Annotated in this window: 13 protein-coding genes; 3 read left to right on the top strand and 10 right to left on the bottom strand. The window is 30.8% G+C overall.

Going from position 1 to position 14,896, the window contains the following annotated elements; all coding sequences use genetic code 11:
* The first annotated feature begins 10 nt into the window (after window positions 1-10).
* Entirely contained in the window at window positions 11-1,225 is a 1,215-nt protein-coding gene (locus tag DT059_RS04510) for an NADP-dependent isocitrate dehydrogenase (RefSeq protein ID WP_145597123.1), read from the top strand.
* On the opposite strand, the gene alaS is transcribed toward DT059_RS04510, so the two are convergent.
* From alaS to DT059_RS04480, 6 genes are all read right to left on the bottom strand, one after another.
* Window positions 1,217-3,883: an alanine--tRNA ligase gene (alaS, locus tag DT059_RS04505; RefSeq protein WP_145597122.1), complete on the bottom strand. Its 2,667-nt coding sequence runs from the start codon at window positions 3,881-3,883 to the stop codon at window positions 1,217-1,219. The genes DT059_RS04510 and alaS overlap by 9 nt on opposite strands.
* Before the next feature lie 93 nt (window positions 3,884-3,976).
* Window positions 3,977-5,131, bottom strand: a complete 1,155-nt coding sequence (gene recA / locus DT059_RS04500) for a recombinase RecA (RefSeq protein WP_023854927.1) — start codon at window positions 5,129-5,131, stop codon at window positions 3,977-3,979.
* Between the two features lie 107 nt (window positions 5,132-5,238).
* Window positions 5,239-6,531 carry a TolC family outer membrane protein gene (locus tag DT059_RS04495; protein ID WP_145597120.1) on the bottom strand — a complete coding sequence of 431 codons (1,293 nt, stop codon included), beginning with the start codon at window positions 6,529-6,531 and terminating at the stop codon, window positions 5,239-5,241.
* The gene (locus DT059_RS04490; RefSeq protein ID WP_240704585.1) at window positions 6,528-7,499 is read right to left on the bottom strand and encodes a uridine kinase; all 972 of its coding nucleotides are present in this window, start codon (window positions 7,497-7,499) and stop codon (window positions 6,528-6,530) included. The genes DT059_RS04495 and DT059_RS04490 overlap by 4 nt, the downstream gene beginning before the upstream one ends.
* Window positions 7,465-7,830 carry a GFA family protein gene (locus DT059_RS04485; RefSeq protein ID WP_145597119.1) on the bottom strand — a complete coding sequence of 122 codons (366 nt, stop codon included), beginning with the start codon at window positions 7,828-7,830 and terminating at the stop codon, window positions 7,465-7,467. The genes DT059_RS04490 and DT059_RS04485 overlap by 35 nt, the downstream gene beginning before the upstream one ends.
* 12 nt (window positions 7,831-7,842) lie before the next feature.
* Entirely contained in the window at window positions 7,843-8,226 is a 384-nt protein-coding gene (locus tag DT059_RS04480; RefSeq protein ID WP_145597117.1) for a VOC family protein, read from the bottom strand.
* Between the two features lie 187 nt (window positions 8,227-8,413).
* Between DT059_RS04480 and DT059_RS04475 the strand changes: the two genes are divergently transcribed.
* Together DT059_RS04475 and DT059_RS04470 are read left to right on the top strand one after the other, a co-directional pair.
* On the top strand, window positions 8,414-8,809 hold the full coding sequence (locus DT059_RS04475; RefSeq protein WP_034390305.1) for a LexA family protein: 396 nt from the start codon (window positions 8,414-8,416) through the stop codon (window positions 8,807-8,809).
* Window positions 8,787-10,064 (top strand): Y-family DNA polymerase, encoded by a 1,278-nt coding sequence (locus tag DT059_RS04470; RefSeq protein WP_145597116.1) that lies wholly within the window; start codon window positions 8,787-8,789, stop codon window positions 10,062-10,064. The genes DT059_RS04475 and DT059_RS04470 overlap by 23 nt, the downstream gene beginning before the upstream one ends.
* Here the strand turns inward: DT059_RS04470 and DT059_RS04465 are convergent, their stop codons facing one another.
* The 4 genes from DT059_RS04465 to DT059_RS04450 are packed head-to-tail and all read right to left on the bottom strand — an operon-like array spanning window position 10,065 to window position 14,862.
* The gene (locus DT059_RS04465) at window positions 10,065-11,225 is read right to left on the bottom strand and encodes a DUF1501 domain-containing protein (RefSeq protein WP_145597115.1); all 1,161 of its coding nucleotides are present in this window, start codon (window positions 11,223-11,225) and stop codon (window positions 10,065-10,067) included.
* Window positions 11,222-12,667, bottom strand: a complete 1,446-nt coding sequence (locus DT059_RS04460; RefSeq protein ID WP_145597113.1) for a DUF1800 family protein — start codon at window positions 12,665-12,667, stop codon at window positions 11,222-11,224. The genes DT059_RS04465 and DT059_RS04460 overlap by 4 nt, the downstream gene beginning before the upstream one ends.
* 2 nt (window positions 12,668-12,669) lie before the next feature.
* Window positions 12,670-13,539, bottom strand: coding sequence for a glycosyltransferase (locus DT059_RS04455; protein WP_145597112.1), 870 nt, complete (start codon window positions 13,537-13,539; stop codon window positions 12,670-12,672).
* Window positions 13,540-14,862: a glycosyltransferase family 39 protein gene (locus DT059_RS04450; RefSeq protein ID WP_145597111.1), complete on the bottom strand. Its 1,323-nt coding sequence runs from the start codon at window positions 14,860-14,862 to the stop codon at window positions 13,540-13,542.
* Window positions 14,863-14,896 lie beyond the last annotated feature (34 nt).

The following is a 14,896-nucleotide window of genomic DNA, read 5'->3' as shown; positions in this document are numbered from 1 at the left end:
TTTTTATTTAATGAGCAAAATCAAGGTAAAAAACCCAGTTGTCGAGCTGGATGGCGATGAAATGACTCGTATTATATGGGAGTTCATCAAAAATAAATTAATCCTTCCATATTTAGATCTTGGTATTGAATATTACGATTTAGGCATGAAAAGCAGAGATAATACTGATGATCAGATTACCATCGACTCTGCAAATGCAATTAAAAAAATTGGTGTTGGCATAAAGTGTGCAACAATTACCCCTGATGAAGCAAGAGTAGAAGAGTTTGATTTAAAAAAAATGTGGAGATCCCCTAACGGAACCATAAGAAATATAATTGGAGGAACAGTTTTCAGAGAACCAATTATTTGTAAAAATATTCCAAAACTTGTTCCCTCTTGGACTGATCCAGTGATTATTGGAAGACATGCTTTTGGTGATCAATACAGAGCAACAGATTTTAAAGTTCCTGGAAAAGGAAAAATGGAAGTGAAGTGGACATCTGAAGATGGAAAAGATGAAATTAAATATGAAGTATTTAATTTTACAGGTCCTGGTGTGGCTTTATCAATGTACAATTTAGATAAGTCTATTGAAGACTTTGCAAGATCTTGTTTCAGTTATGGGTTAATTAAAAAATGGCCTGTTTATATGTCTACAAAAAATACAATTCTAAAACAATACGATGGAAGATTTAAAGATATTTTCCAAGAAATTTTTGACAAAGAATATAAGAATGAATTTGAAAAAAATAATTTAACTTACGAACACAGATTAATTGATGACATGGTTGCATGTGCTATGAAGTGGAGTGGTAAATATATTTGGGCTTGTAAAAATTATGATGGAGATGTGCAATCAGATACTATGGCACAAGGTTATGGATCTTTAGGATTAATGACAAGTACATTATTAACTCCAGATGGAAAAGTAATGGAAGCGGAAGCCGCACACGGAACAGTAACTAGACATTATAGAATGCATCAACAAGGAAAAGAAACCTCAACCAACCCTATCGCATCAATTTTTGCTTGGACTAGAGGATTAGCTCATAGAGGTAAATTAGATGGCAATGAAGAACTGATCAAATTTGCACAAACTTTAGAAAAAGTTTGTATTGAATGTGTGGAAAGCGGATCAATGACAAAAGATTTAGCAATTCTTGTTGGTCCAAATAGTAAATTCTTAACCACAAATCAATTTTTAGATGAAATTGATGGTAATTTAAAAAAGAAATTAAACTAAACTTTTAAGCTTTTTAAAAGCTTCTTCAATTTTTGATTGATCTTGACCACCAGCTTGAGCAAAGTCTTTTCTGCCTCCACCACCTTTTCCACCAATTATTTCAGATCCAACTTTAACAAACTGAACTGCATCAAACTTGTTAATTAAATTATCAGTTACTCCAACAGCTAATCCAACTTTGTCATCTTTATTTGCAAACACAACCACAATACCTTCACCTAAATCTTTTTTACCTTTATCTACAAGTTTTCTTAATTCTTTTGGAGGTAATCCATCTATTTTTTGAAGTCTTAACTTAACTCCATTAATTTCTTCGTCTTTAATAATATTTTTTGATTTGTCCTCTAAAATTGCATTTACTGAGATAGTCTCTAATTGTTTAGTTAAATTTTTAATTAAAGTTTTTTGATCAGCTTCTTCTAAACTTGGTTTTCCTCCAAGTTTTATAATTTGCTGACTTAAATCTTTAATTGTTTCCTCATCTTTTTCTGCAGATAGGTTTGATAATTTCTCTTTATTTTTTAAATATTCCTCTAATTGTTTGTCTCTCAAAGCCTCAATCCTTCTAACACCTGCAGCAATTGATGACTGACTAACAATCTTAAATTTACCAATATCTCCAGTGTTTTTGACGTGTGTTCCACCGCATAATTCAGTAGAAAAATACTTACCGTCCTCATCTCCCATCGAAAGAACCCGTACTTCATCTCCATATTTTTCACCAAACAATGCTAAAGCACCATTTTCAACTGCCTCGTCAGGTGTCATTAGTCTAGTTTTTACTTCAGATTTTTTTGAAACCATTGTGTTTACAAACTGTTCTATTTTATCAATTTCCTCGTTCAAAATAGGCTTCATGTGACTAAAATCAAACCTTAACCTACTTGGCTCTACTAAAGATCCCTTTTGAGTAACATGCGTACCAAGAACTCTTCGTAAAGATTCATGTAGTAAATGGGTTGCTGAGTGATAAGCACGAGTATTATCCCTTCTTTCTACATTAATTTTTAACTCTACACTTTCCTGAAGTTTAATAGATCCACTTTTAACCTTTCCATAATGGACAAATAAATCTCCTAGTTTTTTTTGGACATCGGTTACTTCAAATTTAAAATCATTTGATACTATTTCACCAGTATCACCGACCTGACCTCCAGACTCACCATAGAAAGGAGTTTGATTCACTATAATCATTCCTTCATCATTTTCTTTTAACTGATCTACTTCTTTGTTGTCTTTTAAAAGAGATAAAACGACACCTTCAGCTTGATTAGTTTCGTATCCTAAAAATTCAGTTGCTTCTAATTTATCTTTTATTCCAAACCAGATATCTTCAACCGCTGCATCACCAGAACCTTTCCAATTTTTCTTAGCAAGTTCTCTACTTTCTTTCATTAAAGATTGAAACTTTTCAGTATCGATTGACATTGATTTATTTCTTAAAATATCTTCGGTAAGATCTAATGGGAAACCATAAGTATCATATAATTTAAAAGCTACTTCACCTGGCAACACTTTATCTATTTTGGATATTTCATCATTTAAAATTTTTATTCCTCTGTCTAATAAAACTAAAAATTTTTCTTCTTCCATTTTTAAAGTTTCTTTAATTAAAGACTCAGCTCTAACTAATTCTGGATAGTTTCCTGACATTTCATTTTTAAGCGTGTCAAACAAATTATAAAAAACTGGTTCCTTGGATCCAAGTAAATGAGAATGTCTCATCCCTCTTCTCATAATTCTTCTAAGAACATAACCTCTTCCTTCATTTGAAGGTAAAACACCTTCAGCAATTAAAAATGAGCTAGCTCTTAAATGATCAGCAATTACTCTAAAACTAGATAGGTTAGATTTATCTGATTTAACTTTTACAATTTCAGAGGCTGAATTAATTATTTTTTTAAAATGATCTGTTTCATAATTATCATGAGTACCTTGTAGTAAAGCTGCTATTCGCTCAAGTCCCATTCCTGTATCAACAGATGGTTTTGGAAGATTTATTCTTTTATCTTTTGTGACTTGCTCAAATTGCATAAAGACTAAGTTCCAAATTTCTATAAATCTATCTCCATCTTCATCTTTAGTACCAGGCAATCCACCTGGTAAATGATCACCATGATCAAAGAATATTTCCGAGCATGGACCACAAGGACCTGTCTCACCCATTGACCAAAAATTATCTGAGGTTGCTATTCTTATAATTCTATCATCGCTAAAACCCGCTATTTTCTTCCAAAAATTAAAGGCTTCATCGTCTTCATGAAATACAGTCACATAAAGTTTGTTTTTATCTATTCCAAAATCTTTTGTAATTAAGTTCCAAGCATAATGAATTGCTTGTTCTTTGAAGTAATCACCAAAAGAAAAGTTTCCTAACATCTCAAAAAAAGTATGGTGTCTTGGTGTGTAACCAACATTCTCTAAATCGTTATGCTTACCACCTGCCCTTACACATTTTTGCGATGTGGTTGCTCTTACATAATCTCTTTTTTCTAACCCTGTGAAAACATTCTTAAACTGGACCATTCCAGAATTGGCAAACATCAATGTAGGATCGTTATTGGGAACTAAATTACTAGATTCCACAATTTTGTGATCGTTCTTTTCAAAATACTTTAAGAAAGTATTTCTTATTTCATTGAGCGTTTTGTCTGCCATATTTTTAAAATACAGCTTTTTTATTCTATGTCTAGATATCGAAGGGAAAAAAGGCGCTTAAATTAAGCGCCTTTTATTAATAAAGATGACCTATTAATTCTTTTTAGATGGAGGAGTAGCTTCTGCTTTTTCAGCTTCTTCTTTTTCAGCTACTTTCTTTTCTTTCTCCAATTTTTCAGGATCAATTGGATTTCCTTCTATTTTCTTAGAAATCACACCTGCTTTTTCTCTAATTGCCATTTCAATCTCTGCAGCAACTTTAGGGTTTTGAGCTAAATAAGTCTTAGCATTCTCTCTGCCTTGACCAATCTTCTCACCTTTATAAGCATACCATGCACCTGATTTTTCAATTATATCTGCTTTAGAACCAAGATCGACTAATTCACCCATCTTGCTAATTCCTCTTCCATACATCAAGTCAAACTCAACAACTTTAAATGGTGGTGCTACTTTATTCTTAACTACCTTAACTCTTGTAGAGTTACCAATAATTTCATCTTTATCTTTGATGGCACCAATTCTTCTAATGTCCATTCTTACAGATGAGTAAAACTTAAGTGCATTACCACCTGATGTTGTCTCTGGACTTCCAAACATAACTCCGATTTTCATTCTGATTTGGTTAATGAAAATCATCATTGTATTTGTATTTGAAATTGAGCTTGTTAATTTTCTTAAAGCCTGACTCATTAATCTTGATTGAAGACCAACATGATGATCTCCCATTTCGCCATCAATTTCAGCTTTTGGTGTTAAAGCTGCTACAGAGTCAATAACGATTACTGAAATAGAGCCTGATTTTACTAGTGTATCAGCAATTTCTAATGCTTGTTCACCAGTATCTGGCTGTGAAATTAAAAGTTCTTCAGTATTTACACCTAATTTTTTTGCATAAACTGGATCTAATGCGTGTTCTGCATCAACGAATGCACAAATTCCACCAGATTTTTGAGCTTCAGCAACAACTTGTAATGCTAATGTTGTTTTACCTGATGACTCTGGTCCATAAACTTCAATAATTCTTCCTTTTGGTAATCCACCTATACCTAAAGCTAAATCAAGACTTAAAGAACCTGTCGAAACAGATTCGATATCCATCGCTCTCTTTTCACCAAGCTTCATTACAGAGCCTTTTCCAAAATTATCTGTAATTTGAGCTATCGCAGCGTCTAACGCTTTGTTCTTTTCTTTAACGTCCATTTCTTGATCTTTAGTAGATTTAACTACTTTTAGGTTATTTTTCGTCATTTTTTGCCTCTTTTTTTAAATTTTTTAACACTCGAATCATGAAATAAATGTACACATTTTGTTCTCATTAGCAATATATTTATTTTTTGGCCTTAAAAATCAAATAATTACTTAAGTTTTAGATATTGGCTATTAAGCAAGCCTACTACTTTAAGCAGATTGTATTGAGCCATTAGATAGTTTTTCTCTGAATTTGCTAGAGAAATTTGAGCAGAAAGTAATAAAGAATTAGATTGGATAACATCTAAAGTTGTTCTCGAACCTCTTTCGTATTCCGCAGCTATTCCTTCATTAGCTATTTCAGCAGCATTTACTTGAACTCTAACTGAATTTAAAAAACTTTCTGAAGATTCTAGACTAGACCAAGCACTTGCTACATTGGTTTCATTAGTTCTGACAGCATCATCCAATAATAGTCTTTTTCTTGTAGTTAAATTTGAATTTTTATTGATAGTTGATCTCTTTTTTCCACCTGAATAAAACGGCCAACTAATCTCTGCTTTTAAAATATCTTTTTCTCTCTCATCATAAGTTGAACTAAGGTCTTCTGTATAAGATCTTTCTAATGATAAAGAAGCAGTCGGCTTTAAATCTGACTCTGAAATTGCTAATTCTTTCTCCGCTTTAGCTAAATCAAATTTTGCTATTTGAATATCAGGGTTGTTTTGTTTTGAAAGATTAATTGCTTCGTTTAAAGTACTTGGAATACTAACTATCGCATTTGAATTTTTTTGTAATTGATTTGGATCACTGATTTTACCAATTATATTCTCATAATTTAGTTTACTGATTAATAAGTCACTTTTTGCTTTAGCAAATTGTGCTTGAGCACCTGCAAGCGATGATTCAGATTGTGCTAAATCAGTATTTGTAATTTGACCTCTGTCTCTTCTAATTTTATCATTTTCAACTTGTCTAATTAAAAGATTTAAATTTTTAGTGTTAATATCTAGCGTTTCTCTAGCAAGAATTAAGTTTGTGAATGCATCAATTGCTTTATGTAAAATATCTTGTTCTTTTTTAACTAACTGAGCTTTTGCTAAATCTAAAGCAGTTAAATTTTTTTCAAGAGTTAAACCTCTACCAAAATCTAATAAGGTTTGTTCTAATTTAATTGAAGTGGTGAACGGATCTACATCAGTTACACTTGCATCACCTCCGCTTTGATTAGTAAGTTTATTTGTTTCCTCAATACTTTTTGATCCTTTAACAGTTAGAGAAGGTTTGTAATCAGCTTTTGCAATGTTCACATCTTCTTCTGAGACTTTAATATTTTCTCTTTCAGCATTTAATTGAATATTATTTTTATATGTCTGATTTAATGCATCAAGAAGCGTAACTGCGAAAGCATTACTAAAATATAATATTGATGCGATAACTATTATAAATATTTTTTTCATTTCGATTTATATACAGCAGTTTTAATTTGATGTTTACTGTTTAAATTTAAAATTATAGATGCATATTTAGGCATATTTTTGAACATGTTTTGAGTAACTCTTTGGTAAGTTTGCATAAAATTTATTACGTCCCCTTTACTCATTATTTTATGACCACCTTTTTTCTTTGTTTTTAACCATAGTTTGTGTTCCTGCTTTAATCTCCACTTTTGTAATAAACTAAAGTTTTTTGCCTTTAAGTAAATCATACAATTTAACTGAGAATATAGCTTTTTATATTTAGTCTTTAATTGTTGATTAACATATTTTCTCCAAACCAGTTTATCATCATTAGCTTTTTCCATAGAATTAATAGATTTTTTTAATGTCTTGTTAGTTTCTGCTCTTGCTCCGACACACCATCCTTCAAAAATAATTACATCTGGTCTTTTATGGATTGTGTTCCATTTGTTTTTAGGAAATCTGTCATCAATTGCCTTATTAAAATTTGGTAACTTCATATTTTTAAATTTTTTTGCTTTAGATTTTTTAAAGAAATCTAGCATCATACTGATATCATGAGTTCCAGGAACCCCTCTAGTCAATAACATTGGGTGTACTTTTTTTGATAAACCTATTCTTTCTTTTCTAGTTTTATAAAAATCATCAATAGAGATCTTGAATACTTTTAGTTTAAAATACTTTTCTAATATTATCTTTATTATTGAACTTATAGTTGTTTTGCCTGTTCCTTGTCCTCCTGCTAATCCAACAAAATAAGGTTTTTTATTATCTGCTTTTTTTGCAATCCAAAAACTTACAGGTATCAAGAAAGACTTTAACATCTTGTCTTTGTTACTAAATTTTTCTTTTGAAGTTTCTTGTGATTTTATAAATTTATAACAATCACTTTTAACTTTTTTAAAACACTCAGCAGTAGATTGCATTAAATTTTTATTTTTCTTGATCCATCGGATGGTTAAGACCATCAAAGAAAGCTACCTCTTTTAAATCTTCTACTTTAACCTCGTCTACACATCCCATATTAAATCCAGTCATAGCTGGTGCACTTCTTGGATTGTGATGAGTATAAATTCCACACTCTTTGCAAAAGTAATGATTAGCTACTTTAGTATGATATTTATATAAAGTTAATTTATCCTCTCCTTTAGTAACTTTAAAATCTTCGTTTTTAACCATTCCCATTGTTGCATTTTTTCTTTTACAAATAGAGCAATTACATCTTACAATTTTTGCTAATTCGTTAACTGTCGCATTAATTTCTGCTTCAACAGCTCCACAATGACAATTTAATTTCATATATCTCCTTTTTTATTTTAAATTACTTTTAGCTGCAATCTTATTTCCATCTAAATCACGGATATAAGCATAATAATTTCCATCACTTCTTACTCCTGGTCCTCCTTCGTCAGTAGCTCCTTTTGACATTGCAATTTCATAAAATTTTTCAACGGCTTCTTTAGAGTCTGCTAATAAAGTTATTTGTGTCCCATTACCGAAGGTTGCTGGTTCACCATTTACAGGGTTTGTTACGTAGAATAGAGTTTTGTCAGGATCACTTGAATGAGCATAACCAATATACTTTTCTGTTGTTACGGTTTTTTTTAATTTTAAAGGTTCCAGAATAGCATCATAGAACTCACTTGATTTTTTATAATCATTAGAACCAACCATTACAAAATCTAAAATACTCATAATCAAATTAAAATTTATATAACTTAATAAACAACTTAAACTACTAGTGGTTGAAGTTATCCACAAGCATACAAAATGTAGTTTCGATGTTCACGTTTTGATTCACTTTTGATTCAATTACGGACTCAAAATACAACCTCTTGAGTGTATTGTATAAATAGTCTATAAAGTAGAACAAAACAAGAACATGAAACTAACAATCCCTTATTATCTACATAAAGCAGGCGCTGGTTTTCCTTCCCCCGCTACTGATTATATCGAAGAAGATATTGATCTGAACATGCATTTAATAAGAAATGTTCCAGCAACTTTCATCATTAGAGTTCAAGGTAAATCCATGGTCGATGTTGGGATTAATGATGGTGACTTATTAGTGGTTGATAAAAGTTTAAAACCAAAAAACTTTTCAACGGTGATTGCAAATGTTCATGATGAGCTTGTGGTTAAAACTTTAGTTCAAGAAAGAGATAAAAAATTTTTAACTTCTGGATCTAAAGAGTTTTCTGACAGAATTTTAATTAACGAAGAACAAGATATTTTTATTTGGGGAGTTGTTACTTATGTCATCCATTCAACATACTAAAAAAATAGCATTAATTGATTGTAATTCTTTTTACGTCTCATGTGAAAGATTGTTCAATCCAAAAATAAGAAGAAAGCCTGTTGTTGTTTTATCTAATAATGATGGCTGTATTATTTCAAGATCAAATGAAGCAAAAGCTTTAGGGATTAAAATGGGAGAGCCCTATTTTAAAGCAAAAGATATTATTCTTAAAAATAAAGTTGAAGTTTTTTCATCTAATTATTCTTTATACGGAGATTTATCAAGAAGAGTGATGCGAACTCTTAAGAGATTTAATTCAGAAATAGAAGTTTATTCAATTGATGAAGCTTTTTTAGATTTATCAAACTTTCCTGATAGTGAAGTGGAAAAGGTTGGAAAAGAAATTAGAGAAACAGTTTTACAATGGACTGGTATCCCAACAAGTATTGGAATAGCAAATACAAAAACATTAAGTAAAGTTGCAAATCATATTGCAAAGAAAAAACAATCAGGGGTAACAAGCTTAATTGGAATTGAAAACTTAGATCCTATTTTAGAAAAAGTTGAAATTAATGATGTTTGGGGTGTTGGTAGACAACTAACTAAATTTTATCAAAAGCATGGAATTTATAATGCTAAGCAGTTAAAAAATAAATCTAATACCTGGATCAAAAAATCTTCAAATGTTCTAAGTTCAAGAACTGCAATGGAGCTTAGGGGAATTTCTTGTATTGGATTAGAGACTACTACAACTAAAAGAAAGAGCTGTGTAGTTTCAAGATCATTTGGAAAAAGAATTGAAACGTTTCAGGAATTAAAAGAAGCAGTTGCAAATTATTGCCTAAATGCCTCTGAAAAAATCAGATCAGAGTCGTTAGTTGCAAAAGCAATTACAGTATTTGTTAGAACCAGTCCCTTCCAAAGGAATTTTGGTTACTATTCAAATGCAAAGACAGTTGATTTTCCAATTGCAACAAACAATAGTATTGAAACAGTTAAGACAGCAGTTTCAATATTAGAAAGCATATTTAAAAATGGTTACCGTTATCAAAAAGCAGGTGTGATGCTAACAGGACTTTCTAATGCAAGTGACAAAACAAATTTATTTACATCTGAAAAGGATGAAAAAATAAATAGCTTAATGCGATCAATTGATAACACTAATCACCGATATGGAAGATCTACTTTAAGCGTTGCAAGTGCAGGCGTTCATAAAAAGTGGAATATGAGAAGACAATATTCTTCTAAAATCGATACAGCTGATTTTTATTGTTTACCAACGATTAGAGCTTAACTAAGCTTTAAAAAGCTTATCAGATAAATTTTGTAATTTATCTCCAAAGAAAACTTCTTTTTGGATTCTGTTAAAATCTAAATCAAATACTGTAGACATGGCAGAAGCATAAACAGATCTTGCATCAATCGTAGCATTCAAGTCCCTTCCATCAAAAAGCTCTTTTCGTTTTAGACCTGGCCAATCAGTGTGAACTTGGCTTTTTTTCACTAAACCTCCAGCTAAGAATACTGCTGTTCCATAACCGTGCTCAGTTCCATTTCCACCATTTTTCTTAATTGTTCTGCCAAATTCTGTAACGGTTAAGATAATTGAATTTGCATAAGTCGTTCTAGATATTTTTAAATTTTGAATAATCGTATCCATTTCAACCAAACATCTTGTGTGAGTACCATTAATTCCACCTTGTGCCGCATGAGTATCAAAACCATTCACTTCGAACACCGCAACTCTTGGACCATTTGGATTCGACATAAGTTGTCCTGCTTTCATTGCAAGATTTTTATTATTTCTTTTATTGTAACTTGCTCCTGTACCCATCTGTTCATTTTTACGCTTTTTAATAAAATTCATCATATCTAATAATTCTTCTTCTGAACTATCTGCGTAAACTGATTTTAAAAGCTCAAGCGTTTCTTCTCTTGGAAGTCTTCCGTCTGTTGGATAATAATTGTCATTTTTAGGAACACCTCTTAATAATAACGGCATCGGCAAGGATAATGCCAAACCTTCTCCCTTAAGATTTGCAAGTTTCATTCCCCGTCCAAGCCATCCTGTTTTTTCTTGATAAGGAACTCTTCCACCAGACTCCATTAAATTTTGCCCTTCAAAATGTGATCGAGCTGTGTATGGAATACTGGTTGCATGAACAATTGCACCCGAATTGTCATGCCAACATTCACTAAACCCCTTCAGCTTAGGATGCAAAGCAAAGTCAGCATCGAGTTTCATAGGATTTTCAATTAAAATACCTTTTCTAATTTTTTCAAAACGTTTATCTCCAATAACAGGAACAGCACAAAGACCATCCATTCCTCCTCTAAGCATAATAACAATTAAATTTTTCTTTTTGGAAGTTGAGGCTAAAACTGGGAAATTAAATCCAGCTAAAAATAAAGAAGTTGCAGTTCCTTTTAAAAAATCTCTTCTTGATATCTTCATGCCTTTAATACCTCCGGTAAGTTAAATAATAATATATGTTTTTCCTCGTTAGTCTTTGCCTTTGATACAATTTTTAAAATTTTATCTGGATTATCAAAGTTATTACGAATTATTTTTTCATGAATATTGTCATCTAACATATCTTGTGTGTTGAATTTATGGAAAGCAGTTTTAGCAAACATTATTCTTCTTATAATTAATTCTGTTGATAGCCAGTCTTTTTCAAGATCTGAAAATCCATTAGGTTGTTTTTGTCTATAAGGATGACAACCTAAATCCTCTAAAAACCAACCTTGCCAACTGATTTGTCCAAAAGGTTTAATTCCTAGTGGGAGACTATCAATTTCCTTCTCTTTAGTTGGATATGAGTAAGTTGATCCTGACATATTTATCGTTGTAAGCCACCAATTTTCTGGGTTTTGAAATTTTCGATATTTCTCATTGTATTCGAACGCAACTTTAATTGCAGCTTTATGAACTTCTGGCAAAAATCCATCTGATCGTTCCCACGCTTTTATAACTGGAGCAATCATTTCAGGTGTTGGTTCGTCGGTAATCAAATATCTACAAAGCTTTGTTGAAATAAACTCTCTACAAGATGGATGGTTAACCAAATCTTTTATTGCAAGTCCTATGCCTTTTTTTCCACTTTTATAAATTTTTCCTAATACTTGCTTCTTTCCTGGCTCATGTCTTTCTCTATCAAATCTCACATCACTTCCATTATCTTTTGATTTACTCCACTTAGGTCTCCATCCAGTCATAATTTTTGCTAACTCTATTACATCTTCTTGCGTATAACCTGCTTTTGGAGAAATAGTGTGAAGCTCCATTAATTCTCTTGCATGATTTTCATTTAGTGTTGCCGGTCTCTTTTCTCTTCTTCTCCATTCTTGCTTTGCACTTTCAGACTTAGGGCCTACATTTTCTTTATTATCAAGATGCATAATCATTGGCCAAGCTAGAGTTGCTTCAGTTGCCATAGTTTCAAAATTTTTATCCATATTGGCTCTAATAAAATCTCTCTGATAAGCTCCAGTAGAATATGAGCCTAATGTTTGTGTGTCGCTTATCGTAAAATGATTTCCCCAAAAATACCAAAGTTTAGCTAAAACTGGATGGTCGCTTCTTATACCTTCTGCGTGTCTGATGCACAGTTCGTTAGCAGGCCAAAGTTTTTTTCCAGTATCAGCCTCTAATTTACGTTCAGCTCTCCTAAAACCTTCTGGATCATTTTTATATTTTTTTCTTAATGTAGTATTTTCTTCAACCCTTTGCGTTATCCAATACTTTCTCATTTCTTTTTCAGAATAGATATGTTTCCCCTTCCAATTAAATTCCGGAATTGACTCGACCTGTTTTTGAGCCCAAACTAATGGATCGGAAGGAGCTTTTTCATCAGGCTTTAAGCCAAATGCAACTTTTCTAAAAAAGTTTTTCATAACTATTTTATTTTATCAATATCGTGAATATTTGTTAAGGAATTATTAAATTCTTCAATATTTTCTCTTAAAGCTAAACTAGAAATTGAATAAATCATTATCAATAACAAAACTAATGGTAATGAGGTAATTACCGAGGCATAGCTTTTGATCAGTAATATATAAAAAATAATAAATAATGCTGAGCGAATAAGAACGGTTTTTCTAAATACACTGATTATTGAAAGTGAATGCTTTAATAAATTAAAAAAACTCATCTGAGATGGGCCAAAATATCTTTTTCCTCTAATAGATGACATTGAAACAAGTTCTTTCTCTACTTTTTTTAGTGAACCAGAAAAACTATTCCAAGTAGCTTTTTCATCTAGTAGTTTTTTTACAGTTGATTTGGATAGACATGTAAAGTTACCAAATTTAATTGATTGTCCCGTAAATGCTAAAGTTAGAAATTTATGAAATTGATAACAAGTTTTAAAAATTATTCCCTCAGATCTTTTTACCCTCTCGCCTATTAAAGATTTTTCACTAGATTGTTCTGAAAGTTCAATAAAATTTTTGATTTCTTCTGGTCTATCCTCTCCATCTCCATCCATTGGGATGACAAAATCGAATTCTTTTTTTTCAAAGATATATTTTAAACCAGATGCAATACATCTTGCATGGCCTCTGTTCTCTTTCATGTTAACTATCTCAATTGAACTAATATTCTTAATATTTGGGTAGGTATCAACTATCTGTTGAGAAGAAGCATCATTTATAACAACTATTGATATCTCATGATTTAAATCTTTTATTTCAGAATTAATATTTTCTACCAGTTTTTTTAGAGACTCTCTGTCGTTATAAATTGGAATTAAAACCACGTATTTCATCTATCTTGATCCTACACAAATACTATCAAGGCACATATAATCTTTCAATTGATCAAGTTTTTCTCTTTCAACAAAGCCTTCCCAAACTGGTCGAGATTTTAAATGATAAGATAAGTTTCCAGCATTCCATTCATCGCCCAAAACTACATTTATTTTGGTGTCAAATTGTTGATCCCAAGCATATTGAGTTTTCAATGCAATTTCTTTGCCCATATAATCAGTTCTCTTATCGTCTTTTGATATTGAAATATAAGCGTAAAGTGCTGGTGATAAAAAGAAAAAGAAAACAAATCCAATCATAAATGGCTTTAATTTTTTTAAATTGATTTGTGCCTGGAACAAATAAACGAATAATGTACCAATAAATAAATAGAATGGTGTCATCCACATAGTTCTAATTTTCGATCCGGTAATTAATGAAGTTAAAAACATTAAAACAATGGGTAAAATATTAATTGCTAACAAAAATAGTAATTTTTTATCCTTCAAATTTAAATTCAATTTAATTTTTTTAACCAAAAGCCAAGATAAAATTAAAAATGGAACTAATATTCCAATTTGTTTTATCAAAAAGATTATTGGAAATTTAATATGATCTAAAAAACTAGATTGCTCTAAGCCAGTTCTAGCTAATCCATATGTAATAGTAATAAAATCATTATTATATAGCCATATAAAATGTGGGACTAAAACAACTAAAAAAACTTCAATAGTAATAAGATATTTAAAATCAAATTTTTTCTCCTTTTTGAAAAAAAATAAATAAATAAATAAAAGATCGATGGATGCTAACAAATAAATAAATAAATATTTTGACAAGAATCCAAAAGCAGCAAACAGACCTACTAAAAAACAATCTAAAAACTTTATTTCATAACCACTATATATTTTCCAGGAATAATAAACTGTTAAAGACCAGAAGGGTAATTGACATACATTCACATTAAATTCAGGTGTGGTGAAATTATAAAAGTAAATAGCTTCAATTAATAATACAGAAATTAAACCTAATAATTTGTTGTTAAATATTTCATTTGAAAATTTGAAAACATAATAAAAAGAAATAATTACAAAAATTTGACTTAACAAATAATAAACCCAATCTTGTGATCCAAAAATTTGATAAAAAATTTCTGGAAAAAAAGCACTCATGGGTGGATGTTTATTAAATCCCCAATCTAAATTACTTCCCCAAGCTAAAGCTTCGATTGTATCCAGTGGTAAATTGTGATTTGTAATTGATGGAATCAATGTCCAAAAAATTAGATGAGCTGTAACAAAAATATAAAAAACATTATCAATATTTTTGTTATTAATAGTCATTTATAAATATTTATATCAATTAAGCTTGCTTGAC

Origin of the sequence: Candidatus Pelagibacter sp. FZCC0015 (assembly GCF_007833635.1) — a bacterium.
GTDB lineage: Bacteria > Pseudomonadota > Alphaproteobacteria > Pelagibacterales > Pelagibacteraceae > Pelagibacter.
This window is presented reverse-complemented; position numbering and strand designations above follow the sequence as displayed.

Excerpts from the sequence above, each read along its gene's own strand:
- DT059_RS04510 (WP_145597123.1), top strand. The coding sequence starts at position 11 with ATGAGCAAAATCAAGGTAAAAAACCCAGTTGTCGAGCTGGATGGCGAT.
- alaS (WP_145597122.1), bottom strand. The coding sequence starts at position 3,883 with ATGGCAGACAAAACGCTCAATGAAATAAGAAATACTTTCTTAAAGTAT.
- recA (WP_023854927.1), bottom strand. The coding sequence starts at position 5,131 with ATGACGAAAAATAACCTAAAAGTAGTTAAATCTACTAAAGATCAAGAA.
- DT059_RS04495 (WP_145597120.1), bottom strand. The coding sequence starts at position 6,531 with ATGAAAAAAATATTTATAATAGTTATCGCATCAATATTATATTTTAGT.
- DT059_RS04490 (WP_240704585.1), bottom strand. The coding sequence starts at position 7,499 with ATGGTCTTAACCATCCGATGGATCAAGAAAAATAAAAATTTAATGCAA.
- DT059_RS04485 (WP_145597119.1), bottom strand. The coding sequence starts at position 7,830 with ATGAAATTAAATTGTCATTGTGGAGCTGTTGAAGCAGAAATTAATGCG.
- DT059_RS04480 (WP_145597117.1), bottom strand. The coding sequence starts at position 8,226 with ATGAGTATTTTAGATTTTGTAATGGTTGGTTCTAATGATTATAAAAAA.
- DT059_RS04475 (WP_034390305.1), top strand. The coding sequence starts at position 8,414 with ATGAAACTAACAATCCCTTATTATCTACATAAAGCAGGCGCTGGTTTT.
- DT059_RS04470 (WP_145597116.1), top strand. The coding sequence starts at position 8,787 with ATGTCATCCATTCAACATACTAAAAAAATAGCATTAATTGATTGTAAT.
- DT059_RS04465 (WP_145597115.1), bottom strand. The coding sequence starts at position 11,225 with ATGAAGATATCAAGAAGAGATTTTTTAAAAGGAACTGCAACTTCTTTA.
- DT059_RS04460 (WP_145597113.1), bottom strand. The coding sequence starts at position 12,667 with ATGAAAAACTTTTTTAGAAAAGTTGCATTTGGCTTAAAGCCTGATGAA.
- DT059_RS04455 (WP_145597112.1), bottom strand. The coding sequence starts at position 13,539 with ATGAAATACGTGGTTTTAATTCCAATTTATAACGACAGAGAGTCTCTA.
- DT059_RS04450 (WP_145597111.1), bottom strand. The coding sequence starts at position 14,862 with ATGACTATTAATAACAAAAATATTGATAATGTTTTTTATATTTTTGTT.